Source organism: Pseudomonas anuradhapurensis (genome assembly GCF_014269225.2).
Lineage (GTDB): Bacteria > Pseudomonadota > Gammaproteobacteria > Pseudomonadales > Pseudomonadaceae > Aquipseudomonas > Aquipseudomonas anuradhapurensis.
In genome coordinates this window covers 3,937,302-3,961,729 of record NZ_CP077097.1, presented here as the reverse complement: position 1 = coordinate 3,961,729, position 24,428 = coordinate 3,937,302, and the positions used below count along the sequence as shown (strand labels likewise).

General features: G+C 64.2%; 23 protein-coding genes and 1 tRNA gene. 12 read left to right on the top strand and 12 right to left on the bottom strand.

Features of this window, described 5'->3' with window-relative positions; translation table 11 throughout:
• Positions 1-25 precede the first annotated feature (25 nt).
• Positions 26-1,378, bottom strand: coding sequence for an APC family permease (locus tag HU763_RS18150; protein ID WP_186687917.1), 1,353 nt, complete (start codon positions 1,376-1,378; stop codon positions 26-28).
• Between the two features lie 445 nt (positions 1,379-1,823).
• Here HU763_RS18150 and HU763_RS18145 point away from each other — a divergent pair, with 445 nt between their 5' ends.
• Together HU763_RS18145 and nadA are read left to right on the top strand one after the other, a co-directional pair.
• On the top strand, positions 1,824-3,332 hold the full coding sequence (locus HU763_RS18145) for a YdgA family protein (RefSeq protein WP_186687915.1): 1,509 nt from the start codon (positions 1,824-1,826) through the stop codon (positions 3,330-3,332).
• Positions 3,333-3,546: 214 nt separating this feature from the next.
• On the top strand, positions 3,547-4,605 hold the full coding sequence (gene nadA, locus HU763_RS18140; RefSeq protein WP_170031525.1) for a quinolinate synthase NadA: 1,059 nt from the start codon (positions 3,547-3,549) through the stop codon (positions 4,603-4,605).
• Positions 4,606-4,725: 120 nt separating this feature from the next.
• Here the strand turns inward: nadA and HU763_RS18135 are convergent, their stop codons facing one another.
• Positions 4,726-6,162 carry a M48 family metalloprotease gene (locus HU763_RS18135; RefSeq protein ID WP_186687913.1) on the bottom strand — a complete coding sequence of 479 codons (1,437 nt, stop codon included), beginning with the start codon at positions 6,160-6,162 and terminating at the stop codon, positions 4,726-4,728.
• Between the two features lie 122 nt (positions 6,163-6,284).
• Here HU763_RS18135 and HU763_RS18130 point away from each other — a divergent pair, with 122 nt between their 5' ends.
• Entirely contained in the window at positions 6,285-6,524 is a 240-nt protein-coding gene (locus HU763_RS18130; protein ID WP_012273752.1) for a sulfurtransferase TusA family protein, read from the top strand.
• Positions 6,525-6,543: 19 nt separating this feature from the next.
• On the top strand, positions 6,544-7,614 hold the full coding sequence (locus HU763_RS18125) for an AI-2E family transporter (protein WP_170031519.1): 1,071 nt from the start codon (positions 6,544-6,546) through the stop codon (positions 7,612-7,614).
• Between the two features lie 116 nt (positions 7,615-7,730).
• Here the strand turns inward: HU763_RS18125 and HU763_RS18120 are convergent, their stop codons facing one another.
• Both HU763_RS18120 and HU763_RS18115 read right to left on the bottom strand, forming a co-directional pair.
• On the bottom strand, positions 7,731-8,204 hold the full coding sequence (locus HU763_RS18120; RefSeq protein ID WP_186603457.1) for a peroxiredoxin: 474 nt from the start codon (positions 8,202-8,204) through the stop codon (positions 7,731-7,733).
• 9 nt (positions 8,205-8,213) lie between these two features.
• Positions 8,214-8,774: a glycine cleavage system transcriptional repressor gene (locus tag HU763_RS18115; RefSeq protein ID WP_013973793.1), complete on the bottom strand. Its 561-nt coding sequence runs from the start codon at positions 8,772-8,774 to the stop codon at positions 8,214-8,216.
• A gap of 259 nt (positions 8,775-9,033) precedes the next feature.
• Between HU763_RS18115 and dapA the strand changes: the two genes are divergently transcribed.
• From dapA to HU763_RS18090, 5 genes are all read left to right on the top strand, one after another.
• Positions 9,034-9,921 (top strand): 4-hydroxy-tetrahydrodipicolinate synthase, encoded by an 888-nt coding sequence (gene dapA / locus HU763_RS18110; protein ID WP_186687911.1) that lies wholly within the window; start codon positions 9,034-9,036, stop codon positions 9,919-9,921.
• Between the two features lie 15 nt (positions 9,922-9,936).
• Positions 9,937-11,058 carry an outer membrane protein assembly factor BamC gene (gene bamC / locus HU763_RS18105; protein ID WP_170031511.1) on the top strand — a complete coding sequence of 374 codons (1,122 nt, stop codon included), beginning with the start codon at positions 9,937-9,939 and terminating at the stop codon, positions 11,056-11,058.
• The gene (locus HU763_RS18100) at positions 11,059-11,817 is read left to right on the top strand and encodes an MBL fold metallo-hydrolase (protein ID WP_170031508.1); all 759 of its coding nucleotides are present in this window, start codon (positions 11,059-11,061) and stop codon (positions 11,815-11,817) included. It abuts the gene before it with no gap.
• Positions 11,818-11,847: 30 nt separating this feature from the next.
• Positions 11,848-12,558, top strand: a complete 711-nt coding sequence (gene purC, locus HU763_RS18095; RefSeq protein ID WP_004375217.1) for a phosphoribosylaminoimidazolesuccinocarboxamide synthase — start codon at positions 11,848-11,850, stop codon at positions 12,556-12,558.
• A 91-nt stretch (positions 12,559-12,649) separates the two neighbouring features.
• A tRNA-Ser gene (locus HU763_RS18090) sits at positions 12,650-12,739 on the top strand.
• Between the two features lie 53 nt (positions 12,740-12,792).
• On the opposite strand, the gene HU763_RS18085 is transcribed toward HU763_RS18090, so the two are convergent.
• Together HU763_RS18085 and HU763_RS18080 are read right to left on the bottom strand one after the other, a co-directional pair.
• Positions 12,793-13,065, bottom strand: a complete 273-nt coding sequence (locus HU763_RS18085) for a DUF3077 domain-containing protein (RefSeq protein ID WP_186687908.1) — start codon at positions 13,063-13,065, stop codon at positions 12,793-12,795.
• Positions 13,066-13,203: 138 nt separating this feature from the next.
• Positions 13,204-13,467: a hypothetical protein gene (locus HU763_RS18080; protein ID WP_186687905.1), complete on the bottom strand. Its 264-nt coding sequence runs from the start codon at positions 13,465-13,467 to the stop codon at positions 13,204-13,206.
• A gap of 461 nt (positions 13,468-13,928) precedes the next feature.
• On the opposite strand from HU763_RS18080, the gene HU763_RS18075 reads away from it, so the two are divergent.
• Together HU763_RS18075 and mqo are read left to right on the top strand one after the other, a co-directional pair.
• Positions 13,929-14,120 carry a YhfL family protein gene (locus tag HU763_RS18075; RefSeq protein WP_046616491.1) on the top strand — a complete coding sequence of 64 codons (192 nt, stop codon included), beginning with the start codon at positions 13,929-13,931 and terminating at the stop codon, positions 14,118-14,120.
• Between the two features lie 328 nt (positions 14,121-14,448).
• Entirely contained in the window at positions 14,449-16,086 is a 1,638-nt protein-coding gene (gene mqo, locus HU763_RS18070) for a malate dehydrogenase (quinone) (protein ID WP_186687899.1), read from the top strand.
• Between the two features lie 167 nt (positions 16,087-16,253).
• Here mqo and HU763_RS18065 read toward each other — a convergent pair whose 3' ends face one another.
• A complete protein-coding gene (locus HU763_RS18065; protein ID WP_186687896.1) occupies positions 16,254-16,589 on the bottom strand; it encodes an ArsR/SmtB family transcription factor in 336 nt (111 codons plus the stop codon).
• 50 nt (positions 16,590-16,639) lie between these two features.
• On the opposite strand from HU763_RS18065, the gene xenA reads away from it, so the two are divergent.
• Positions 16,640-17,731 (top strand): xenobiotic reductase XenA, encoded by a 1,092-nt coding sequence (xenA, locus tag HU763_RS18060; RefSeq protein WP_186687893.1) that lies wholly within the window; start codon positions 16,640-16,642, stop codon positions 17,729-17,731.
• A 123-nt stretch (positions 17,732-17,854) separates the two neighbouring features.
• Here xenA and HU763_RS18055 read toward each other — a convergent pair whose 3' ends face one another.
• From HU763_RS18055 to HU763_RS18035, 5 genes are all read right to left on the bottom strand, one after another.
• Positions 17,855-19,102: an NAD(P)/FAD-dependent oxidoreductase gene (locus tag HU763_RS18055; protein WP_186687891.1), complete on the bottom strand. Its 1,248-nt coding sequence runs from the start codon at positions 19,100-19,102 to the stop codon at positions 17,855-17,857.
• Between the two features lie 2 nt (positions 19,103-19,104).
• Complete coding sequence (locus HU763_RS18050) at positions 19,105-20,682, bottom strand: aldehyde dehydrogenase (NADP(+)) (protein WP_186687889.1); 1,578 nt, start codon at positions 20,680-20,682, stop codon at positions 19,105-19,107.
• 188 nt (positions 20,683-20,870) lie between these two features.
• Complete coding sequence (locus tag HU763_RS18045) at positions 20,871-21,818, bottom strand: dihydrodipicolinate synthase family protein (protein WP_186687887.1); 948 nt, start codon at positions 21,816-21,818, stop codon at positions 20,871-20,873.
• Positions 21,819-21,861: 43 nt separating this feature from the next.
• Positions 21,862-22,788, bottom strand: coding sequence for a 4-hydroxyproline epimerase (locus HU763_RS18040; protein ID WP_186687886.1), 927 nt, complete (start codon positions 22,786-22,788; stop codon positions 21,862-21,864).
• A 23-nt stretch (positions 22,789-22,811) separates the two neighbouring features.
• The gene (locus tag HU763_RS18035; protein WP_186687885.1) at positions 22,812-24,422 is read right to left on the bottom strand and encodes an APC family permease; all 1,611 of its coding nucleotides are present in this window, start codon (positions 24,420-24,422) and stop codon (positions 22,812-22,814) included.
• Positions 24,423-24,428: the final 6 nt, after the last annotated feature.

The window sequence follows — 24,428 nt, the reverse complement described above, 5'->3', positions numbered from 1 at the left end:
GCGCGGGCGTTGGCGGCAGCATGGGTCATTCAGCGATGTAGTTGGGCGGGGCGTCCCGGAACGCCTTGGTCAGCCAGGCCAGGTACAACAGGCCGAGCAGCGCCCAGACCCCACCGAACAGCAGCGAGTTGGCATTCAGGTCGAGCCACAGCGAGACGATGATGCAGAAGCCGATGGTGGGCACCACCAGGTAGGTCAGCTGGTTGGTCAGGCCCTGGCGCTTGCCTTCGCGCAGGTAGCAATGGTTGATCACCGACAGGTTGACGAAGCTGAACGCGACCAGTGCGCCGAAGTTGATGATCGAGGTGGCGGTGACCAGGTCGAAGAAGATCGCCGACAGCGAGATCAGCCCGACCACGGCAATGTTCAGCACTGGCGTCTTGTAGCGCGAATGCAGGCGGGCGAACAGGCTGGCCGGGATCACGTTGTCGCGGCCCATCACGTACAGCAGGCGCGACACGCTGGTCTGCGAGGCCAGGCCCGAGGCGATGGTATTGATCACCGTACAGGCGATGAAAATCGACTGGAACAGCTTGCCGCCGACATACAGGGCGATTTCCGGCAGGGCCGCTTCATGGTCGTGGAAGCGTGCCATGGTCGGGAAGTAGGCCTGGATGAAGTACGACACGGTGATGAACACCACGCCACCGATCAGGGCGGTGAGGAAGATTGCCCGCGGGATGGTCTTGCCCGGGTCGCGGGTTTCTTCGGACAGGCAGGTGACGGCGTCGAAGCCGAGGAACGAGAAGCACAGGATGGTCGCACCGGCGGCCAGGGCGCTGAGCTGGGTCTGGTTGTCGGCGAACGGCAGCAGGCTCCAGGCGGTACCCAGCCCTTCACCCTCGCCCAGGCCGCGCACGCACAGGTAGATGAACACGGCGATGATCGCCACCTGCACGGCCACGAACAACAGGTTGAAGTGCGCCACCAGGTTCACGCTGCGCATGTTGATCAGGCTGATCAGGGTGACGAAAGCGGCCACCCACATCCATTCCGGTACTTCCGGGAACATGGCCGAAAGGTACAGCTTGGCCAGCAGCGCGTTGACCATCGGCAACAGCAGGTAGTCGAGCAGCGACGACCAGCCGACCAGGAAGCCCATGTGCGGGTTGATGGCGCGCTGGGTGTAGGTGTAGGCCGAGCCTGATTGCGGGAAGCGTTTGACCAGGGTGCCATAGCTCACGGCGGTGAACAGGATCCCGGCCAGCGCCAGGATGTAGGCGCTGGGTACGTGGCCGGCGGTAATCCCGGAGACGATACCGAAGGTGTCGAACACGGTCATCGGCGTCAGGTAGGCCAGGCCGATGATGATCACGTGCCAGAGGCGCAGGGTTTTGCGCAGTTGGCTGTTGCCGGAAACGCTGTAGTCAGGCTGCATGCTGGCATGGCTCCTGCGACGGGGCGTAAACGACGGGCACGGGGTATTGCGCATGCGGCAAGGGCGAGCGGGTGGGCTCCATGTTGTTCACCTTTTATGTCGGAGCGGCGGGAGGCGCGTGGGGAGCGCGCAAAGTGGTGAAAATAAAAAACGATGCGTAGGTTGGTGTCAAGTTAAACATGACAAGATGTTACTGATTTGAAATATGTGTCGATAAAAACAGGTTTTTGTTCGGTTTTTGCGCGTTTTTTTGCGATTTTGATCAATTTGTGTGTTCGTAAAAATTTACAAGTAGTGAGCCGCCTTGCGGCGAATGTCAGGCCTTTCCCAAAACGCAATTTCTCCAGCTGGCCCAGCGCCATGCCTGGGGTTGCAGTGGTACTCTTGGCGTCCTGCGGCCCAGGGCCGCATACGAACCCCTTACGGACAGCAATCGGTTCTATTCATGAAGAAATCAGTTGGCATCCTTTCCGGCCTGGCTATCGCCATTGCCGTCGCAATCCCCGCTGGCGCCTGGTACACCGGCAAGCAGCTTCCCACAGAGCTCGACAACGCCCTGTCGCGCAGCAACGCCGAACTCGACAAGGCGCTGGTGAGCACCGGCGGCAGCATGAGCATCGAGCGGGTGTCGCTGGAGCAGCATTGGTTCAGCAGTACCGCCCAATACCGGCTCAAGGCCCGGGACATCCGCCTGGGTGATGGCGAGGTGCTGAACTTCGACGTAGGCGTGACCGACCAGATCGAGCACGGCCCGTTCCCCTGGTCGCGGGTCAAGGCGTTCAAGCTGATGCCGGTGCTGGCATTCAGCAGCAGTACGCTGCAGAAGGACGACACCACCGCGCCGTGGTTCGCGGCCGCCGGCGAGCAGGCTCCGGTCAGCGCGCAGACCAGCCTGGGTTACGGCGGCAATGTGACCAGCCTGATCCAGCTGGCGCCGGTCAAGCTTGATGAAGCGGACGGCAGCCGCCTCGACTTCTCGGGCATGCAGCTGCAGGTCAGTGGTGACCAGCAAGGCAAGGCCTCGACCGTCAGCGGCCAGGCCGACCGTTTGCTGATGAAGCTGGTAAGCGATGACCAGCCGCCAGCCACGGTCGAGCTCACGGGCCTGAAGCTTAATGGCCAGTTGTCGGCTACCGGGCACGAGGCCATCTATGTGGGCAACGTCGACCTGGCGCTGGCCGAAACCAAGGTCACCCTGGGGCCCAAGCAGCAGGTGCTGCTGGTCAAGGGCCTGCAGCAGAATGTTCGGCAAACCCTGGAAGGGGCGGACACTGTCGGTGGCCGCGTGGAGTACAAGGTCGAGGATATCCGCTGGGATGACCGGGCGGTGGGCAAGGCGCAGATGGCGGTAAGCGTCTCTTCGCTCAATGCGCCGGCGCTGCAGGCGCTGTCGGCGTGGTACCAGTCGCACCTGCCGGAGTTCGAGGCCGCTGCAGCCGCCGGCGAGCCGATGCCGGAAATCCAGATGGACGAGGCAGAAAAAGCCCGGTTCCAGGCCGACCTGCAGAAGCTGCTGGCCGCCAAGCCGCGGGTGGCGGTGGAAAACCTGTCGTTCAAGACTGCCAATGGCGAAAGCCGCTTCGACCTGTCGATGGGCTTTGCCGCACCGGCCAGCTTCGACCTGCCACCCGATCAGCTCGGCAAGCAGCTGATCACCGAGGTGAAGAGCAAGCTGTCGCTGTCCAAGCCGATGATTGGTGACCTGGCGACCTTGCAGGCGCTGCTGGACGGCCAGACCGACGCCCAGGCCATCGCCCTGCAATCGAGCCAGGCCGGGGAAATGGTCGGGGTGATGGCGCTGCAGAGCGGCATGGCCACGGTGCAGGGCACCGATGTGGTGAGCAGCCTGCACTATGCCGACGGCATGGTCGACTTCAACGGCCAGAAGATGACCGTGGAAGAGTTCGCCATGCTCATGGCCTCGCACCTGGGCGCCCTGTCGCCGCAGGGTTGATCGCTTCTCCTGTGCCGGCCCGGTCGCCGGCACAGGCAACACAAAAACCGCTTTAGAAATCGCTGGATTATCTGTAGCCTTCGGCCTCCGATAATAATCCGCGCCCGCAGAGGGCCGTGGCGGCCTGTGTGCCGTCCGGCACCCTTGGCCGATCTGCCAGGGCCGGGTGATACACTCGATTCGACGCGCGCACGCGCCTGCAGGTCCAGCGATCATGACCCAGATTTCCGAACGCCTGTTGGTTCAGGCCCACCTCGACGCCAAGCAGCCCAACCCGCTGACAGCCGAGCAGGAGGCCGAATACCGTGCGGCCATTGCTGCCGAGCTCAAGGCGCAGAACGCCGTACTGGTCGCCCATTACTACTGCGACCCGGTCATCCAGGCGCTGGCCGAAGAAACCGGCGGCTGCGTATCCGACTCGCTGGAAATGGCCCGCTTCGGCAAGAACCACCCGGCGCAAACCGTAGTGGTTGCCGGTGTGCGTTTCATGGGCGAGACCGCCAAGATCCTCACCCCGGAAAAGCGCGTGCTGATGCCGACCCTGGAGGCTACCTGCTCGCTCGACCTGGGTTGCCCGGTAGAGGAGTTCTCGGCCTTCTGCGACCAGCACCCCGAGCGCACCGTGGTGGTCTATGCCAACACTTCCGCGGCGGTGAAAGCCCGTGCCGACTGGGTGGTGACTTCAAGCTGCGCGCTGGAGATCGTCGAGAGCCTGATGGACAACGGCGAAACCATCATCTGGGGCCCCGACCAGCACCTGGGCCGCTACATCCAGAAGCAGACCGGCGCCGACATGCTGCTGTGGGACGGTGCCTGCATCGTTCACGAAGAGTTCAAGTCGCGCCAGCTGGCCGACATGAAAGCGCTGTACCCGGACGCGGCGATCCTGGTGCACCCGGAATCGCCCGAGGCGGTGATCGAGCTGGCCGACGCGGTCGGCTCCACCAGCCAGCTGATCAAGGCTGCCCAGACCCTGCCGAACAAGACCTTCATTGTCGCCACCGACCGCGGCATCTTCTACAAGATGCAGCAGTTGTGCCCGGACAAGGAGTTCGTCGAAGCCCCGACCGCCGGTAACGGCGCGGCGTGCCGCAGCTGCGCGCACTGCCCATGGATGGCGATGAATACCCTGGAGCGGGTGCTGGATTGCCTGCGCAAGGGTACCAACGAGATCTTCGTCGACCCGGCACTGGTGCCGAAGGCGATCAAGCCGCTGAACCGCATGCTGGACTTTACCCAGGCGGCACGACTGAAATTGTCTGGTAACGCTTGAGATTGCTGGGGCCGCTTTGCGCCCCTATCGCGACACAAGGCCGCTCCTACAAGGGGATCGCATAGCCCCTGTAGGAGTGGCCTTGTGTCGCGATAGGGGCGCAAAGCGCCCCCGGCATCTTCAGCGCCCCATCATCTCCCGAACCATGCGCTGCTGTTCCATGATCTCGCGCTGGCGCTGGTCAATCTGCGAGGCCAGCGGGAAGTTTCCGCCAGCCCGGCGCTTGGCGTAATCCAGCTGCTGGATCGCCTGGTCAAAATCGCCTACCAGCGTGAAGTATTCAGCCCGGGCTCGGTGCAGGCCGATGGTATTGCCCGACAAACCGCGCACTTCTGCCATGTCGTACCAAACGTCCGGGTCATCCGGGCGACTTTTCACCAGCTCGTTCAATACCTTTTCGGCCTCGGCAGGCTTGTTCTGCTTCACCAGCAGATCGGCACGTACCTGCTTCAGTGGGTAGTTGTCCGGGTACAGCCCCTGCATGCGCTCGGCCCGCTGCTGTGCATCGGCCAGGCGATTGTTGGTGATGTCCAGGTCTATTTGCGCCAGGTTGTAGGTGATGTCGTTAGGCGCTTTGGCCAGCAACGGCTTGAGGTTCTCCCGCGCTTCGTTGAGCTGGCCGCCTTTGATCTGCGCCAGTGCCAGGCCGTAGCGCGCGGCGTCCAGCTTCGGGTCTTCATCCAGCTGGGCGCGGAAGCGCTTGGCCGCCAGCCCTGGGGTGCCTTCGTAGGTCAGTGCCACCCGCGCGCGGATCAGCTGGTAGCGCATGCTGTCCTCGACGCCGCCCTTGGGTGCCTGCTCGGCACGGTTGCGGGTGTCGGCGATACGCGACTCGGTCACCGGGTGGGTCAGCAAAAACTCCGGCGGCTTGGCGTCATAGCGGTATTGCCGCGCCAGGCGCTCGAACATGGTTGGCATGTTGCGCGGGTCGTAGCCGGCCTTTTCCAGGTTCTGGATGCCGATGCGGTCGGCTTCCTGTTCGTTCTGCCGCGAGAAGCGGCGCTGTTCCTGGATCGCCGCCGCCTGGGTGCCGGCGATCACGCCGATACCGGCATCGCCACCGCCGCCGGCTGCCAGCACGATACCGGCCAGCAGCGCCGCCATCATCGGCAACTGCATGCGCTGCTGGGCCTCGACGCCGCGGGCGAAGTGGCGTTGCGACAAGTGCGCCAGTTCGTGGGCCAGTACCGAGGCGTACTCGCCTTCGGTCTGGGCGTTGAGGAACAGCCCGCCGTTGACCCCGACGATGCCGCCCGGGGCCGCGAAGGCGTTCAGTTCGCGGCTGTCGATGAGGATGAATTCCAGGCGCCGGTCCTGCAACTGGCTGGTTTCGGCCAGGCGGTACACGCTGGTTTCAACATAGTCCTTGAGCTGCGGATCGTTCAGCTGGTTGACCTGGCCACGCAACAGGCTCAGCCAGGCGCGGCCAAGCTGGTGTTCCTGTTGGGGCGAGACGATTGCGGAACTGGCGTCGCCCAGTGATGGCAGGTCGTCTGCATGGCCGGGGAGGGCCAACAGGCAGGCCAGCGTCAGCAGGGTAGGGCGCAGTAGATTCATGCATGAAACTCGCGTCGGTCAAAGATACCTACTGTAGCGGGCTCACACGTTGGCGACCAGTGGCGCTATCCTAGCCGACCCAACCAGGCCGCAGCCTGGCAACGCCTTTGGAGAGCCCCGCAATGAGTGACACCCTGACCTGTGACGCCGAGCTGGACGCCAGCGGGCTGAATTGCCCGTTGCCGCTGCTCAAGGCCAAGATGGAGCTCAACCGCCTGGCCAGCGGCGCGGTGCTCAAGGTGATCGCCACCGACGCCGGTTCGCAACGCGACTTCCGCACTTTCGCCCAGCTGGCCGGTCATACCCTGCTGCAGGAGACGGCCGAGGCTGGCACCTACACTTACTGGCTGCGCAAGGCCTGAGGCTTTCCAAGGATCGTCAATGTTCAAAGTGCTTCGCGACTGGATGCAGCGCTACTTCTCCGATGAGGAAGCGGTGGTGCTGGCGGTCTTGTTGTTCCTGGCTTTTACCGCAGTGCTTACCTTGGGGGGCATGCTCGCACCGGTGCTGGCAGGCATGGTGCTGGCGTTCCTCATGCAGGGGCTGGTCAATGCCCTGGAGCGCCTGCGGGTGCCGACCCGGTTGGCGGTGCTGCTGGTGTTCGCCCTGTTCATGGGCGCGCTGGCCGTGTTCATGCTGGTGCTGGTGCCGCTGCTGTGGCATCAGCTGATCACCCTGTTCAACGAGCTGCCAGGCATGCTCGGCAAGTGGCAGTCGCTGCTGTTGCTGTTGCCCGAACGCTACCCGCACCTGGTGTCGGACGAGCAGGTGCTGCATGCCATCGAGTCGGTGCGCGGAGAAATCGGCAAGTTCGGCCAGTGGGCACTGACCTTCTCGCTGTCCAGCCTGCCGCTGCTGGTCAACGCCATGATCTACCTGGTGCTGGTGCCGATCCTGGTGTTCTTCTTCCTCAAGGACCGCGAACTGATCGGCCGTTGGGTCAGTGGCTACCTGCCACGCCAGCGCACCCTGCTGAACCGCGTGGGCAGCGAGATGAACCGGCAGATCGCCAACTATATCCGCGGCAAGGGCATCGAGATCCTGATCTGCGGCATTGCCACCTACATCGCCTTCATCAGCCTCGGGCTCAACTATGCCGCGCTGCTGGCCCTGCTGGTGGGGCTGTCGGTGGTGGTGCCGTACGTGGGTGCAGTGGTGGTGACCGTGCCGGTGACCCTGATTGCGTTGTTCCAGTGGGGCTGGGGTGACCAGTTCATCTACCTGATGACGGTGTACGCGATCATCCAGGCGCTGGACGGCAACGTGCTGGTACCGCTGCTGTTCTCCGAGGCGGTGAGCCTGCACCCGGTGGCGATCATTTGCGCGGTGCTGCTATTTGGCGGGTTGTGGGGGTTCTGGGGGATCTTCTTCGCGATCCCGCTGGCGACCTTGATCAAGGCCGTGCTGGATGCCTGGCCGCGGCAGGAGCCTAGTGTTTCGCCGATGCTTTGATGTAATTGGGGCCGCTTTGCGGCCCTTCGCGGGCGCGCCCGCTCCCACAGGTTCCGGCTCGATTTCTGTGGGAGCGGGCGTGCCCGCGAAGGGCTGCAAAGCAGCCCACCGCAATCTCAAGCCTTGTTCAGGGCCTGGGCAGCAGCCAACACGGCATCCACATGCCCCGGCACCTTCACCCCACGCCATTCCTGGCGCAGCACGCCATCCTTGTCGATCAGGAAGGTGCTGCGGTCAACGCCCAGATATTCCTTGCCATACAGCTTTTTCAGCTTGATCACGTCGAACAGCTGGCACAGCGCCTCGTCCTTGTCGCTGATCAGCTCGAACGGGAAGCCTTGCTTGGCCTTGAAGTTCTCGTGCGACTTGATGCCATCGCGCGACACGCCGAACACCACGGTATTGGCTGCGGCAAAGGCGTCATGCTGGTCGCGGAAACCCTGGCCTTCGGTAGTGCAGCCTGGCGTGCTGTCCTTCGGGTAGAAGTACACCACCACCTGGCGGCCCTTGAGTTCGGCCAGGCTTACGGTCTGCCCGCTGGTGGCCTGGGCCTGGAAATCGGCGACCGGTTGGTCGAGTGCTACGGCCATGGTGGCTCCTTACATGGGGTTCTGTGGGCGCCAGGGCTCGATCAGCGCGTCCAGGTTCAGCGCATCGGCAAAGTCCAGGAACTGGTCACGCAGCCAGCTGATCTGGGTACCGGCCGGCAGGATCACGGTGAACTGGGCATTGAGCATGCTGCTGCCGGTTTGCGGCGCCAGGTAGGTGTCGCAGGTCATGGCTTCCAGTTCGACGCGGTGGTCGAGGAAGAACTGGCACAGCTCGTTGATGATGTCCGGGCGGTAGGCGGCGCTGACATAGGCCACGTAGGGCAGGGCCTGCGGGCGCACTTCCTGGTCGGCGCTGCGCACCACGTCCAGGGTCAGGCCGTGCTTCTTGCCCAGGCCCGGCAGCATGGCTTCGAGGCGTGCCAGGGCATCCCAGCTGCCGCCCACCTGCAGTACCAGGGCGCTGGTCTCGCCGTGGCGGCTCAGGCGCGAGGTGACCACCGCGCAGCGGTTCTCGAACGCAGCGCGGCTGAGGACGTTGGCCAGTTCCATGGGGTTCGGGCCCAGGGCACTGATGACAAGGAATTGTTCGCGGACGGTGGGGGTGGACATGCAGCATTCCTAAAGCGATGAGCGGTCGGCACAGGACGGGCGAAAGCCTCCTGTCGGCAGGGCCCGGGGCTCGCATGCGAGGTCGTGGACGCTGGCGGGGAGCAAGGTCGACGGCCCGGCGGGCCGCGCTGCACCGATCAAAGCATCAAGGGTAGCGAAATAAGGCGCCGAGGGGAATGCTCCGCCCGCCTGCTTCGCTTGTGCAAGGCCGATGCCCCCAGTACCATTACCGCTCTCTTTTTCCGGCAGGAGCAGTTACATGATTGCGGGCAGTATGGTGGCGTTGGTCACTCCCATGGATGCACAAGGGCGTCTTGACTGGGACAGCCTCGACAAACTTGTAGACTTCCACCTGGAAAACGGCACCCACGCGATCGTCGCTGTCGGCACCACTGGCGAGTCGGCCACGCTGGATGTCGAAGAGCACATCCTGGTCATCAAGCACGTGGTCGAGCGGGTCAAGCGCAGCAGCCGCCGCGTGCCGGTCATTGCCGGCACCGGTGCCAACTCCACTGCCGAAGCCGTGCACCTGACCCAGAACGCCAAGAGCGCCGGTGCCGATGCCTGCCTGCTGGTCGTGCCGTACTACAACAAGCCGACCCAGGAAGGCCTGTACCAGCACTTCAAGCACATTGCCGAAGCCGTCGACATCCCGCAGATCCTCTACAACGTACCCGGCCGCACCTCCTGCGACATGCAGGCCGAGACCGTGATCCGCCTGTCGAAGGTCAAGAACATCATCGGCATCAAGGAAGCCACCGGCGACCTGGCCCGCGCCAAGGCCATCCTTGATGGCGTCGACAGCGACTTCATCGTCCTGTCCGGTGACGACCCGACCGCCGTCGAGCTGATCCTGATGGGCGGCAAGGGCAACATTTCCGTCACCGCCAACGTCGCCCCGCGCGAAATGGCCGACCTGTGCGAGGCCGCCCTTGCGGGCAATGCCGAGAAGGCCCGCGCAATCAACGAAAAACTCATGCCGCTGCACAAAGACCTGTTCTGCGAGTCCAACCCGATCCCGGTGAAATGGGCACTCGTCGAAATGGGCCTGATGCAAAAAGGCATTCGCCTGCCGCTGACCTGGCTGAGCGAAGGCTACCACGAAAAAGTCCGTACTGCCTTGCGCCAGTCCGGCGTACTGGTTTAAGAGGAAGTACACCGCATGAAGCGACTGGCTGGTCTTTCCGCCCTTGCCCTGATCATTTCCAGCACCAGTGGGTGTGGCTGGCTGTGGGGCGAGGATGGCTATTTCCGCGACCGCGGCAGCGATTACCTGCAGGCGCACCCGACCGCGCCGATGCAGCTGCCGCCGGACGCCAGCAACATCAAGCGCCTTGACCCGCTGCTGCCGATTCCGCGTAACGTCGCCGACGACAACGCCACGGGCGAGTTCGAGGTGCCGCGCCCGCAACCGTTGACCGGCGGCGCCGCCCAGGTCACCGACTACAGCCTGCAGCGCAGCGGCAGCAGCCGTTGGGTGCTGGCCCAGCACTCGCCGGCCGAAGTGTGGCCGGTGGCGCGCCAGTTCTTCGAAGACAACGGCTTCCGCATCGCCGAAGAGCGCCCGCAGACCGGTGAATTCAACACCACCTGGCAGCGTTTCGACGAACTGTCGGCCGCCCTCGGCCAGCGCCTGGCCAGCACCGCCAGCAGCAGTGACAGCGAAGTGCGCGTGCGGGTGCGCATGGAGCCTGGCGTGCAGCGCAACACCTCCGAAGTGTACGTGGTCAGCGTCGAGCGCCCGGCCGGCAGCACCGCCGAGCCGGACTTCCCGTCCAGCTCCAGCAATACCGCCGCTGATGCCCTGCTGGTCGACGAAATGCTCGCCAGCATGAACCGCAGCGCCGAGAAGGGCGGTTCGGTATCGCTGCTGGCCGCGCGCGACTTCGACGCCCCCAGCCGCGTCAGCCTGAGCGAAGATGGCAGTGGCAACCCGGTGCTGTACCTGGGCGCCGACCTGGACCGTGCCTGGTCCAGCGTGGGCCGTGCCCTGGAGCAGGGCGGCCAGTGGCGCGTCGAGGACATCAACCGCAGCCTGGGCCTGTACTACATCAACCTGTCGGAAAAGCCCGAAGACAAGCAGAACGAGCCTGGCTTCTTCGGCCGCATGTTCGGCAGCGAACCGACCAAGGAAGAGCGTGAAGCCCGTGCCGAGCGTTATCAGGTACGCCTGAGCAAGGTGGGTGACAGCGTGCAGGTCACGGTCGAGAAGAACATCAACACCGTGGCCCCGGCCGATGTCGCCCGCCGCGTGCTCAGCGCCATTCAGGACCACCTGGGCTAAGTGCGCTTCGCGGTACTCGGAAGCGGCAGCCAGGGAAACGGCACGCTGATCGCCAGTGGTGACACGTTCATCCTGGTCGATTGCGGCTTTTCCCTGCGCGAGACCGAGCGGCGCCTGGCGCTGCTCGGCGTGTTGCCGGCCCAGCTCAGTGCGGTACTGGTCACCCACGAACATGCCGACCACGTGCATGGGGTCGGCTTGCTGTCGCGGCGCTACAATGTACCGGTCTACCTCAGCCAAGGGACCTTGCGCGGCTTGCGCAAACCGGTGGAGGTGGCCGGTTTTCTCGCCTGTGGCGACAGCCTGCGTATCGGCAGCCTGGAGGTGAGCGCGGCACGGGTCGAGCACGATGCCTACGAACCACTGCAATACGTGGTCGGCGATGGCCAGCGGCGCTTCGGCATGCTGACCGACCTGGGCTCGTACGACGCGCGCCTGCTGGAGCGTTACCAGGGCCTGGATGCACTGCTGATCGAGGCCAACCACTGCCGCGACCTGTTGGCGCGTGGCCACTACCCGGCCTTCCTCAAGCGGCGGGTGGGTGGCCTGCAAGGGCATTTGAACAACCACCAGGCCGCGCGCCTGGTGCACGAGTTGGGCTGGAGCAACCTGCAACACCTGGTGCTGGCCCACCTCAGCAGCAAGAACAACCTGCCACACTTGGCCCGCCAGTGCTTCGTCGACACCCTCGGGTGCGACCCGGACTGGCTCCAGGTGGCGAATCAGGAACACGGGCTCGACTGGCGTGAAATCGCCTAGCCCAACACCTCAAGCAAGCGGAGCCCAATCATGGAAAAACGCGACGAACTCTACCGCGGCAAGGCCAAATCGGTTTACAAGACCGACGACGCCGACCGCTTGATCCTGCTGTTCCGTAACGACACTTCGGCGTTCGACGGCAAGCGCATCGAACAGCTCGACCGCAAAGGCATGGTGAACAACAAGTTCAACGCCTTCATCATGCAGAAACTGGAAGAAGCCGGCGTGCCGACCCAGTTCGACAAGCTGCTGGGCGACAACGAGTGCCTGGTGAAGAAGCTGGACATGATCCCGGTCGAGTGCGTGGTGCGCAACTACGCCGCCGGCAGCCTGGTCAAGCGCCTGGGCGTGGAGGAGGGCATCAAGCTGGAGCCGTCCACCTTCGAGCTGTTCCTGAAGAACGACGAGAAGGGCGACCCCTTCATCAACGAATCCCACGTTGTCGCGTTCGGCTGGGGCACCGCCGAGCAACTGGCGGAAATGAAAAAGCTGTCGCTGAAAGTCAACGAAGTGCTGAGCAAGCTGTTCGATGACGCCGGCCTGCTGCTGGTCGACTTCAAGCTGGAGTTCGGTGTATTCCACGGCCAGATCGTGCTGGGCGACGAGTTCAGCCCGGACGGCTGCCGCCTGTGGGACAAAGAGACCCGCAAGAAGATGGACAAGGACCGCTTCCGCCAGGGCCTGGGCGACGTGATCGAAGCCTACGAAGAAGTTGCCAAGCGCCTGGGCGTGCCGCTGTAAGCGCTACGTTCACGCAAGCGCCTGATACCACGCGATTTTTTTGAAAAAAAGATTTGCCTTTCAAAAGAACGCTGGTATGATGCGCGGCATTGGAGAGATGCCGGAGTGGTCGAACGGGACGGATTCGAAATCCGTTGTACTGGCAACAGTACCTAGGGTTCAAATCCCTATCTCTCCGCCATACAAGATGAAGCCCCTGGAAGCGCAAGTTTCCAGGGGCTTTTTCGTTGTGGCTTATTTTTTCATCATCCCCAATTCGGCATCGTCCAGCAGCGCCTTCGCCATCGCACTGAGGTAATGCGATGCCCAGATCAGTTTCTGGTCGCCGTCCATCAGACCGGTGATGATCAGGTCGCGGACATACCCCATCAGTTCGGAGGCCTGTTCGCGGGCGTCCTGGCAGGGGATGCCGGGTGCGATGCGGAATAGCGGGTGGGTGTTGTTTTCGCCTTGGTAGAAGCAGGTCTTGCCGGCTGTGGTGGGTTGCTTTGAGTCGTCGGTGGGCATTGTTTTTCTCCCTGGAATCTTGGGTGTCTGGGCCGGCCTCTTCGCGGGTGAACCCGCTCCCACAGGTACGGCGCAGTACTTGAGGGCAATGATTACCTCCTGTGGGAGCGGGTTTACCCGCGAAGAGGCCAGACCTGCTTAGTGCAAGGTGCGTGGCTCAGCCGGTAAATGGGCCTGCATCTGCAATTGCATCAATGCCGACTCGACCAGCCCCTGTACCGCTTCCATTTCATGAATAACGGCCTGCATCACAATCGAACTTGGCGTAGCGGGTTTGAGTTGCACGGATTGGCGAGCGACGAACAGCGCGCAGAGTACGTACTCTGTGGATTGGACCAGGGTGTCTTGCAGCGCCTGGGTGGAGTCGAGGGAGTGGGGTGGATCGGGGACCATCTTGCGCATACACATCTCCAGGATCATTGGAGCCGCCGCGAACTTGCTGTCAAACAAGAGGGTGGCAGCTGTACATGGGTTGACAGACCGAGGATCCCGGAGTAACTCGGCGCACACGAGGTGCCCCACGTACAGCCGCCATAAACAGTGCACGTGTGCGGGAAATTGTCGGCCTGTCAAAGCCGGTCGTTGAATTCGCAACGACAAGCCGAGACTAGAGCGCGACTTAATCCGTCGCAACCGTTTGAGCGGTTTGGCAGTATGTTTGGGAAATTGCCTACATGGAAGGGGATTATTCTGAGTTTCGGTTGTAGGCCGGGGGCCGCTTTGCGGCCCATCGCGACACAAGGCCGCTCCTACAACAGCAACTAGCGAGCGCACATTGCGACTTGGATCCAAGGCTCGGGTTCTGTATCATCCCGGCGCCATCAGAATGATGGCCGAAAATGATTTCATATAAAGGATTTAGTATGAAAAAGCTGTTCAAGGCTACCGTAGCCGTTGCTGTCGTTTCGGGTGTTGCCCTGCTGTCGGGTTGCACTGGCCAGGTTTACAACCAGCCGAAAAACTGCAGCTACGACTACCTGTTCCACCCTTCGGTTTCCATCTCCAAGATCATCGGTGGCTGCGGCCCGATCGATAAACTGCCTCAGCAGCAGTAATCTTGGCGGTACCCTGATCGCGACGCTTGCGGCGTGATCCAAGGCCCCCGGTCATGTACATGGCCGGGGGTTTTTGTTTGCCGGCGCGGCAATCCGTCACTGGGGCAACCCGCCGCCTTGACGCGCCGGGCGGCAATTTGTTTGTGCTGGCAATTCGGTTACAATCCGGAAAAACGATTCAGCGCTGTCGGTCAATTCGACGAAAGGCCGGGTCGTTTTCTGGTTCTCTGGCTGCTGAACAATGATCACAACAAGCCTGCGCTGAAGAACACGCGTTACCTGGGCCAGCCACAGGCCCGCCCTCCGTTCTCCTGACTGGAATTGATCAATGTTCAAGAAAGCTGGCAAGACCTTGCTGGGCCTGGCTGTCGCTGCAAGCTGCATGCAAGCGTACGCCGCAGAAACCAAGAAAGTAGACGTGCTGCTGGTCGGCGGCGGCATCATGAGCTCCACCCTGGCCGTGTGGCTGCACGAGCTGGAGCCAAGCTGGTCGATGGAAATGGTCGAGCGCCTGGACGGCGTGGCCGAGGAAAGCTCCAACGGCTGGAACAACGCCGGTACCGGCCACTCCGCACTGGCCGAGCTGAACTACACCCCGGAAGACAAAGACGGCAACGTCAACATCAGCAAGGCCATCGAAATCAACGAGGCCTTCCAGATCTCCCGCCAGTTCTGGGCCTGGCAGGTGCGCCAGGGCGTGCTGAAGAACCCGCACTCGTTCATCAACACCACGCCGCACATGAGCTTCGTGTGGGGCGATGACAACATCAAGTTCCTCAAGAAGCGTTACGACGCGCTGCAAGCCAGCCCGCTGTTCCGCCCGATGCAGTACTCCGAGGACCACGCGCAGATCGCCAAATGGGTCCCGCTGATGATGGAAGGCCGCGACCCGAACCAGAAGCTAGCCGTGACCTGGACCCCGATCGGTACCGACGTCAACTTCGGCGAGATCACCCGCCAGTTCGTCGGCCACCTGAAAACCCAGGACAACTTCGACCTGAAGCTGTCCAGCGAAGTGCAGGACATCACCCGCAACAAGGATGGCTCCTGGCACGTCGAGTACAAGAACCTGAAGGACGGTACCGAGTCGGCCACCGACGCCAAGTTCCTGTTCATCGGTGCCGGCGGCGGCGCACTGAAGCTGCTGCAGAAGTCGGGCATTCCTGAAGCCAAGGAATACGCAGGCTTCCCGGTGGGCGGCTCGTTCCTGGTGACCGAGAACCCGACCATCGCCATGCAGCACATGGCCAAGGCCTACGGCATCGCCTCGACCGGCGCGCCACCCATGTCGGTACCGCACCTGGACACCCGTGTGCTGGACGGCAAGCGGGTGATCCTGTTTGGCCCATTCGCCACCTTCTCGACCAAGTTCCTGAAGAACGGCTCGTACCTGGACCTGCTGAGCAGCACCACCACCCACAACGTGTGGCCGATGACCAAGGTCGGTATCGACCAGTACCCGCTGGTCGAGTACCTCGCTGGCCAGCTGATGCTGTCTGACGATGACCGCTTCGAAGCCCTGCGTACCTACTTCCCGAACGCCAAGAAGGAAGACTGGAAACTGTGGCAGGCCGGCCAGCGCGTGCAGATCATCAAGCGTGATGCCGAGAAGGGCGGTGTGCTGAAGCTGGGCACCGAAGTGGTTGCCTCCGAAGACCGCACCATTGCCGGCCTGCTGGGCGCTTCGCCAGGTGCTTCGACTGCAGCTCCGATCATGCTGAACGTGCTGGAAACCGTGTTCAAGGACAAGGTCGCTACCCCAGAGTGGCAGGCCAAGATCAAGCAGATCGTGCCAAGCTACGGTACCAAGCTAAACGACTCGGCAGCGGCCACCCAGAAAGAGTGGAACTACACCGCAGAAGTGCTGCAGCTGGAGAAACCACCGGTGATCGACGCCAGCGTCGGTACCACGGTTGCACCGAGCCAGCCGGCGGAAAGCAAGCCTGAGAACGACATGGCGCTGTAAGCGGCCATCGTTGTCAAAGAAGCCACGGGGGAAACCTCGTGGCTTTTTTGTTGCCTGTTCGGGCCCTTTCGCGGGTAAACCCGCTCCCACAGGGATAGCGCCAAGCCTGTGGCCAACGCGGTCCGTGTGGGAGCGGGTTTACCCGCGAAGAGGCCGGCACAGGAAAATCATTGCTGCCGCAGAATGCAGTCCAGCAACCCGGGGAAGCGCTCTGCCAGCATCTCGCTACGCAGCGAATTCATGTGGGTCGTCCCGACATTGCGGGTATGCACCAGCCCCGCATCCCGCAGCACGCGAAAGTGGTGGGACATGCTCGACTTCGGCCGGCCGCCGTCCAGCTCGCCGCAGCTGGCTTCGGCCACGCCCGCCAGGTGGCGCACGATGCCAAGGCGCACCGGGTCGCTCAGGGCATAGAGCAGGCGTTCGAGGGTCAGGTCTTCGGAATTGGGATGTTGGTAGGCTCGCATGAGCATCATGATAACGGGGCTATCATTAATTGCCATAGTTCGATTATGATCGAACAATCGTAATCACATAGCCCTGGAGCTTGCCTATGTCCGCTCTGTTCGAACCCTACACCCTCAAGGATGTCACCCTGCGCAACCGCATCGCCATTCCGCCCATGTGCCAGTACATGGCCGAGGACGGCATGATCAACGATTGGCACCATGTGCACCTGGCCGGCCTTGCCCGCGGCGGTGCCGGCCTGCTGGTAGTCGAAGCCACTGCGGTGGCGCCGGAAGGGCGTATCACCCCCGGTTGCGCCGGGATCTGGAGCGATGCCCACGCCCAGGCCTTCGTGCCGGTGGTGCAGGCGATCAAGGCCGCCGGTGCCGTGCCGGGTATCCAGATTGCCCACGCCGGGCGCAAGGCCAGCGCCAACCGCCCGTGGGAAGGAGACGACCACATTGCCGCCGACGACGCGCGTGGCTGGGAAACCATCGCCCCGTCTGCCATCGCCTTTGGCGCGCACCTGCCGAAAGTGCCGCGGGAGATGACCCTGGCCGACATCGCCCGGGTCAAGCAGGACTTCGTCGATGCCGCGCGGCGTGCACGTGATGCCGGTTTCGAGTGGATCGAGCTGCACTTTGCCCATGGTTACCTGGGGCAGAGCTTCTTCTCCGAACATTCCAACAAGCGCACCGACGCCTACGGTGGCAGCTTCGACAACCGCAGCCGCTTCCTTCTGGAAACCCTGGCGGCAGTGCGCGAAGTGTGGCCGGAGAACCTGCCGCTGACCGCGCGCTTCGGGGTGCTGGAATATGATGGCCGCGATGAGCAGACCCTGGAAGAATCGATCGAGCTGGCGCGCCGCTTCAAGGCTGGTGGCCTTGATTTGCTGAGCGTGAGTGTCGGTTTCACCATCCCCGAGACCAATATCCCGTGGGGCCCGGCGTTCATGGGGTCGATTGCCGAGCGCGTGCGCCGTGAGGCGAAGCTGCCGGTAACGTCGGCGTGGGGCTTCGGTACGCCGCAACTGGCGGAAGCGGCGCTGCAGGCCAACCAGCTGGACCTGGTGTCGGTAGGCCGGGCGCATCTGGCGGACCCGCACTGGGCCTACTTTGCGGCGAAGGAACTGGGGGTGGAGAAAGCCTCCTGGACCTTGCCGGCGCCTTATGCGCACTGGCTTGAGCGTTATCGCTGAGGCATGAAGGGGCTGCTTTGCAGCCCATTCGCGGGTAAACCCGCTCCCACAGGATCTCCACTGCCCTCAAGGCCTGTGCGATCCCTGTGGGAGCGGGTTCACCCGCGAAGAGGCCAGCACAGGCTAAAACCGATCCAACCGGTAAGCCACCATCTCCGGTCCACCGGCCATCTCAGCCAACCTTCCCACCCATTCCGCTGTCAGCGCCGCCTGGGTCAGCCCCAGGTGCTGATGCCCGAACGCCAGCAGCACCCGCCCATCGCACACCCGGTCGATCACCGGCAACGAGTCTGGCAGCGAAGGCCGAAACCCCATCCACGGGGTCGCCCCTTCGGCATTCAGTTCCCGCTGGAACAAGCCCTTGCTCAAGCGGTGCAACTGCCAGGCCCGCTGCATGCTCGGCGGTGCCTCCAGCCCGGCGAACTCGACCGTGCCCGCCAGGCGCAAGCCCTCGGCCATGGGCGTCATGATGAACTTGCGCTCCAGTGAGGTGACCGCAAACGGCAGGCGCTGCTGCTCGCCCGGCAGCATCAGGTGGTAGCCGCGCTCGGTATCCAGCGGTACGCGCTTGCCGGTCAGCGCGCCGGTCAGCCGCGCAGAATGCGCGCCACAGCTGATCAACACCTGGCGCGCACTGAGTGCGCCCTGGTCGCTGGCCAGGTTGACCCCGCCGCTGTGCAACTGGCCAACCTCGACTTGCGCCTGGACAAAACGCACGCCACTGGCCTTGGCCGCTTCGAACAGCTCGCACACCACCCGGTAAGGGTCGATGAAGTGCCCGGTACGCGGAAAGAACAACCCACCCAGCAGCGACGAGTTGAGCTGTGGCGCCGCTGCGCGCACGTTTTGCGCCGACCACAAGTCGACCGGCACCGCCTGCTGTTGCATGCGGGCGCGCAGGGCCTCCAGTGCCGCGCGCGATTCGGGCCGCTCGAACACCAGCAGCGAGCCATCTTCGCGGAACAGCGTGCTGCGCCCGATCGAGCCCAGCAGCCGCTGCCAGGCGGCCAGGCTGCCTTCGTTCAACTGGCGGATACCGGCCACGCTGCGCTGGAACGGCGCCGGGCGCAGGTTGAGCAGCAGCCGGGTGAACCAGGGCATGGCCCTGGGCAGGTATTTCCAGTCCAGGCGCAGCGGGCCCATCGGGTCCAGCAGCATGCGTGGCAGGCGCTTGAGGATCGACAGGTCGGCAATCGGGAACACCTGCTCGGTAGCCAGGTGCCCGGCATTGCCGTAGGACGCGCCGTGGCCGGGTGCCTGGCGGTCGATCAGCATGACCCGGCGCCCCTGGCGGGCCAGTTGCAAGGCGCAGGCGACACCGACAATGCCGGCGCCGACCACGGCGATATCGCTTTCACGGTTATCGAGCATGCTCAGCTTTCCCGTTTACCGTCGAGCAGGCGCCGCAAGTGCAGCGGGTTACCCTGCTTCAACGCCTGCGGCAACAGGGCATCGGGGAAGTCCTGGTAGCACACCGGGCGCAGGAAGCGCAGGATCGCCGCCGTGCCCACCGAGGTGCTGCGGGCATCGGAGGTGGCCGGGAACGGCCCGCCGTGGACCATCGCGTCGCACACCTCGACGCCGGTCGGCCAGCCATTGACCAGCAGGCGCCCGGCCTTGCGCTCGAGGGTTGGCAACAGTTTGCGGGCACTGTCGATGTCGCCATCGTCCAGCTGCAGGGTGGCGGTCAGCTGGCCTTCCAGATGCTCGGCTACCTGGCGGACCTGCTCGTCGCTGGCGCAGGCCACCACCAACGATGCGGCGCCGAACACTTCGGCCTGCAACGCCGGGTCGGCGAGGAACGCTTCGGCCTGGGTGACGAACAGCTGCACCTGGCACTGGTTGGGGCCTTGCCCGGCCTGGCCAGTGGCGGCGACGCGGGCATTGGCGTTGGCAGCCAGGGCTGCGACGCCGGCCTGGTAGGCCGCGAAGATGCCAGGGGTGAGCATGGTTTGCGCAGCGGCCTTGGCTACCTGCTCGCCGGCGGCGGTGATGAAGCGCTGCAACGCCGGCCCCTGGCGGGCAATGACCAAGCCCGGGTTGGTGCAGAACTGGCCGGCGCCCTGGGTCAGCGAGGCGACGAAGCCTTGCGCCAGCGTCTCAGCGCGCGCCTGCAAGGCGGCGTCGAACAGGAACACCGGGTTGATCGAGCTCATTTCGGCATACACCGGGATCGGTTCCGGGCGCGCTTGCGCGGCCTGGCACAGCGCAATGCCACCGCTACGCGAGCCGGTAAAGCCAACGGCCTTGATTCGCGGGTCGCGGACCAGGGCGATGCCCACTTCCCGACCAGAGCCGTACAACAGTGAAAACACGCCGGCTGGCAGGCCGCACTGCTGTACCGCGCGGGCTACCGCCTGGCCGACCAGTTCGCTGGTGCCCGGGTGCGCGCCATGGGCCTTGACCACCACCGGGCAGCCGGCGGCCAGGGCCGAGGCGGTATCGCCGCCGGCTACCGAGAAGGCCAGGGGGAAATTGCTGGCGCCGAACACCGCCACCGGCCCCAGTGCCACCTGGCGCTGGCGCAGGTCGGCACGGGGCAGGGGCTGGCGCTCGGGCAGGGCGTTGTCGACCCGCACGTCCAGCCATTCACCGGCCCGTACCACGCGGGCGAAAGTGCGCAGCTGGGTGCAGGTGCGGCCACGTTCGCCCTGGATCCGCGCCTGGGGCAGGCCGGTTTCGGCCACGGCGCGGTCGATCAGCGCATCGCCCAGCGCTTCGATCTGCGTGGCGATGCTTTCGAGGAACTGCGCCCGTTGTTCGAGCGAGGTTTCGCGGTAGGCATCGAACGCGGCCCAGGCCAGTTCGCAGGCCTGGGCCACGTGTTCGCCGCTGCCGCCGAGGTAGGCCGGCTCCAGCGCCTGGCCAGTGGCCGGGTCGATGGCACGGATGGCTACGCGGCTGCCGGTTACCGGCGTCTGGCCGATCAGCAGGTTACCTGTGAGGGTCATGGAGCCTCCTTGGGAAATCATGTTCGGGTAGCAAGGCAAACCGCGTCCCCTGTAGGAGCGGCCTTGTGTCGCGACAGGGCTGCGTAGCAGCCCCGGCAATTCATGTACCGGCGCGGAAATCCCGGGGCTGCTTCGCAGCCCTGTCGCGACACAAGGCCGCTCCTACAAGGGGCCGCGCAGGGCATAAGTCAGGCCAGGTTCTGCTCGGCCGACCAGCTGGCATACCAGCTGCGGAACAGCGCGTACTGCTGTTCGGCATAGTTGCGCTGGGCGTCGGTCAGGGCGTCGGTCTCGTTGAAGTGCAGGCTGTATTCGCGGTCGCCGTTCAGCACCATCAGGTGCTTGTAATACAGCACCAGGTCGCAGCCTTCGTCGAACGACGACAGCACCGCCAGCGCCGCTTCCAGCTCGCGTGCCAGGCGCCGGGCCTTGGCATCGCCCTTGGCCGCTTGCTTGCTCAGCTTCACCAGGTGCAGCACTTCGCGTGGCAGGGCATTGCCGATGCCGGTGATGGCGCCAGTGGCGTTGCAGTTGACGAAGCCATGCACCACCTGGGTATCGACGCCGACCATCAAGGTGACGTCGTCATCCTTGGAGGTGATGTGCTCGGCGGCGTAGCGCAGGTCGGCGCCACCGCCGAACTCCTTGAAGCCGATCAGGTTGGGGAATTCGCGGCGCAGTTCGAAGAACAGGTCGGCGCGGGTGGCGAAACCGTAGTACGGGCTGTTGTAGATCACCGCCGGCAGCTTCGGCGCGGCAGCGAGGATCGCCGAGAAGTGGTGCTTCTGGGCAATCAGCGAGGCCCCGCGGCTGAGCACACGCGGGATGACCATCAGGCCGGCAGCGCCCACCTTGGCCGCGTGGGCGGCGTGGGATACGGCTTCGCGGGTGTTCACCGCACCGGTGCCGACGATGGTCGGGATGCCGGCGGCGACCAGGCGGGCCACGCCTTCCTGGCGCTCGGCTTCGGTCAGCAGCGGCCAGTCGCCCATCGAGCCGCAGTACACCACGGCGCTCATGCCGAGGTCGATCAGTTCGCGGCCCTTGCGCACCAAGGCGTCGAAGTCCGGCTTGCGCTCGGCGGTGCACGGGGTCATCAGGGCGGGCATGGTGCCTGTGAAGATGTTGCTGGTCATGGTGTTGCTCCTGGCGGTATTCAGTCTGGGAAAAAACCGGGGCTCAGATGCCCCAGGCGAACGGGTCTTGTTCGTCGATCAGCAGGGTGCTGTCGGCGGTCATGTAGGCGCGGCCGGTGATGAACGGGCGAATGCGTTCGCCGTCGCGCTGGTAGCGGCCGTGGAACTGGCTGCCGGTAATGCTGGCCTGCACCCAGGTCTGGCCTTCAGCGAGCTTGCCGTCGGCGGCCAGGCAGGCCAGCTTGGCGCTGGTGCCGGTGCCGCACGGCGAGCGGTCGTAGGCCTTGCCGGGGCACATCACGAAGTTGCGGCTGTCGGCAGTGGCGTCGTCGGCAAACAGCTCGACATGGTCGATCGGCGCCCCGTGCTCGCCGGTGATGCCCTGGGCTTCGAGGGCCTTGAGCATGGCCCAGGTGTAGTCGGTCAGCGCCTCGCGGTTGTCCAGATCGATGCGCTGGCCGTGTTCGGAAACCAGGAAGAACCAGTTGCCACCCCAGGCGATGTCGCCGTGCACCACGCCGTGCCCGGGCACGTCCACCGCCACCTGCTGGCGATAGCGGTAGGAGGGCACGTTGCCGACGGTGACGGCGCCGTCCTCATGCAGGGTTGCAATGACCTGGCCGACCGGGGTGTCGATCTTGTGTTCGCCCGGGGCAATCAGGCCCAGGTGCTGCAGCGAGGCGACCAGGCCGATGGTGCCGTGGCCGCACATGTTCAGGTAGCCGGCGTTGTTGAAGAAGATCACCCCGCAGGTGGCGTCGGCCGAGGTCGGCGGGCAGTACAGCGCGCCGACCAGCACATCATTGCCGCGGGGTTCCAGCAGGCAGGCGCGGCGCCATTGGTCATGCAGTTCGCGCAGTTCGTCGCGTTGCTCGGCCATGCTGCGCCCGTGCAGTGTCGGGAAGCCTTTCATCACCAGGCGGGTCGGTTCGCCGCCGGTATGCGAGTCGATGACGTGGATGTGTTTCATGGGCTTGTCCATTGGCTAGAGATTCAGGAAGCGACAGCGGGACGGCTGCTGTAGGTTTCAACACCAACTTCGCTTTCATCCTCGCCTTCCAGGCGCACCTGGTGGGCCGGTACACCGGTGGCTGCGCCCCAGTAGTAGACGCCCAGGGCGCAGGCGGCCACGGCCACGGTGTCGAACGGGTGGCCGAGTACCCCCAGGCCGCCGAAGCTGCCCAGCCAGGACAGCAGGATGGTCACTGCATAGAAGCCGATCAGCCACGCCGACGAGCGCACCTGTTGGGCCAGCGACAGGTGCTGGGTCGGCACGAAGCGACCGCACAGCAGATACAGCACGAACATCACGATCTGCAGCGCCAGCAGCCACGACACGGTGTTCCAGCCGGACCAGTACACGATCAGCGCGGCGATGATGAACGACAGTGGGCCGAGCACGCCCATGCCCTTGACCCGGAACGGGCGCGGCATGTCAGGGGCATTGCGGCGCAGGGCGGCGACGGTGACCGGGGCCACGGCGTAGCTCAGTACCAGGGCCGCGGAAACCACGTTGATCAGCGCTTCCCAGGACGGGAACGGCAGGGTCCAGAACACCGACAGGGCAAAGGTCAGCCACAACGCCGGGCGCGGGATGCCCGACTCGGCATCGATACGGGTGAAGTACTTGAAGAAGGTGCCGGTCTGCGCCCAGCCATAGACCACGCGTGGGGTGGCGTTCATATAGATGTTGCCGCAGCCGCTGGGCGAGATCACCGCGTCGGCCACCACCAGGTAGGCCAGCCAGCCGACACCCAGGGCCAGGGCGATGTCACGGTAGGGCAGGGCCAGTTCCTTGGCCACGCTGGCCCAGCCGTTGGCCAGCATTTCGGTTGGCACGCTGCCGAGGAAGGCCAGTTGCAGCAGGGCATAGATGGCGGTCGACAGCAGCACCGAGAGGATCAGCGCGATCGGGATGGTGCGCTGTGGGTTCTTCACCTCGCTGGCGACCGAAATGATGGGCGTCAGGCCCAGGTAGGCGAAGATGATGCCACCGGCCGAGACCGCCATTTCCACCCCGGACAGGCCGAACGGCGCAAAGCCCTGGACCTCGAAGTTTTCCGGCTTGAAGAAGGTGAACAGCACGCCGATCACCAGCAGCGGCACGATGAACTTGAACACGCTGACCAGGTTGTTGGCCTTGGCGAAGGTTTTCACGCTGCGGTAGTTGAGGAAGAAGAACAGCCCCAGCAGGGCGAACTGCACCAGCCAGCCGAGCACGGTCGGCTCGCTGGAGCCGGCCTTGGTCAGCCCGGGGAACCAGGCGGCGGCGTACTGGCGCGAGGCGACCACTTCGATGGCGATCAGGCTGGAAAAGGCGATCAGGGTGATGAAGCCCATCAGGTAGCCCAGCAGCGGGCCATGCGAGTACACCGGGTAGCGCACCACGCCACCGGCGCGGGGCAGGGCGGCGCCCAGCTCGCAATAGACGATGCCCAGCAAGAGCACGGCAAAGCCGCCGAGGAACCAGGACAGGATACCGGCCGGGCCGGCGATGGCCGAAACGTGGCTGGCGGCGAACAGCCAGCCGGAGCCGAAGATGGCACCTAGGCCGATGAAGGTGAGGTCCAGCAATGACAACTGTTTCTTGAATTTGCCTGACATGGGGGC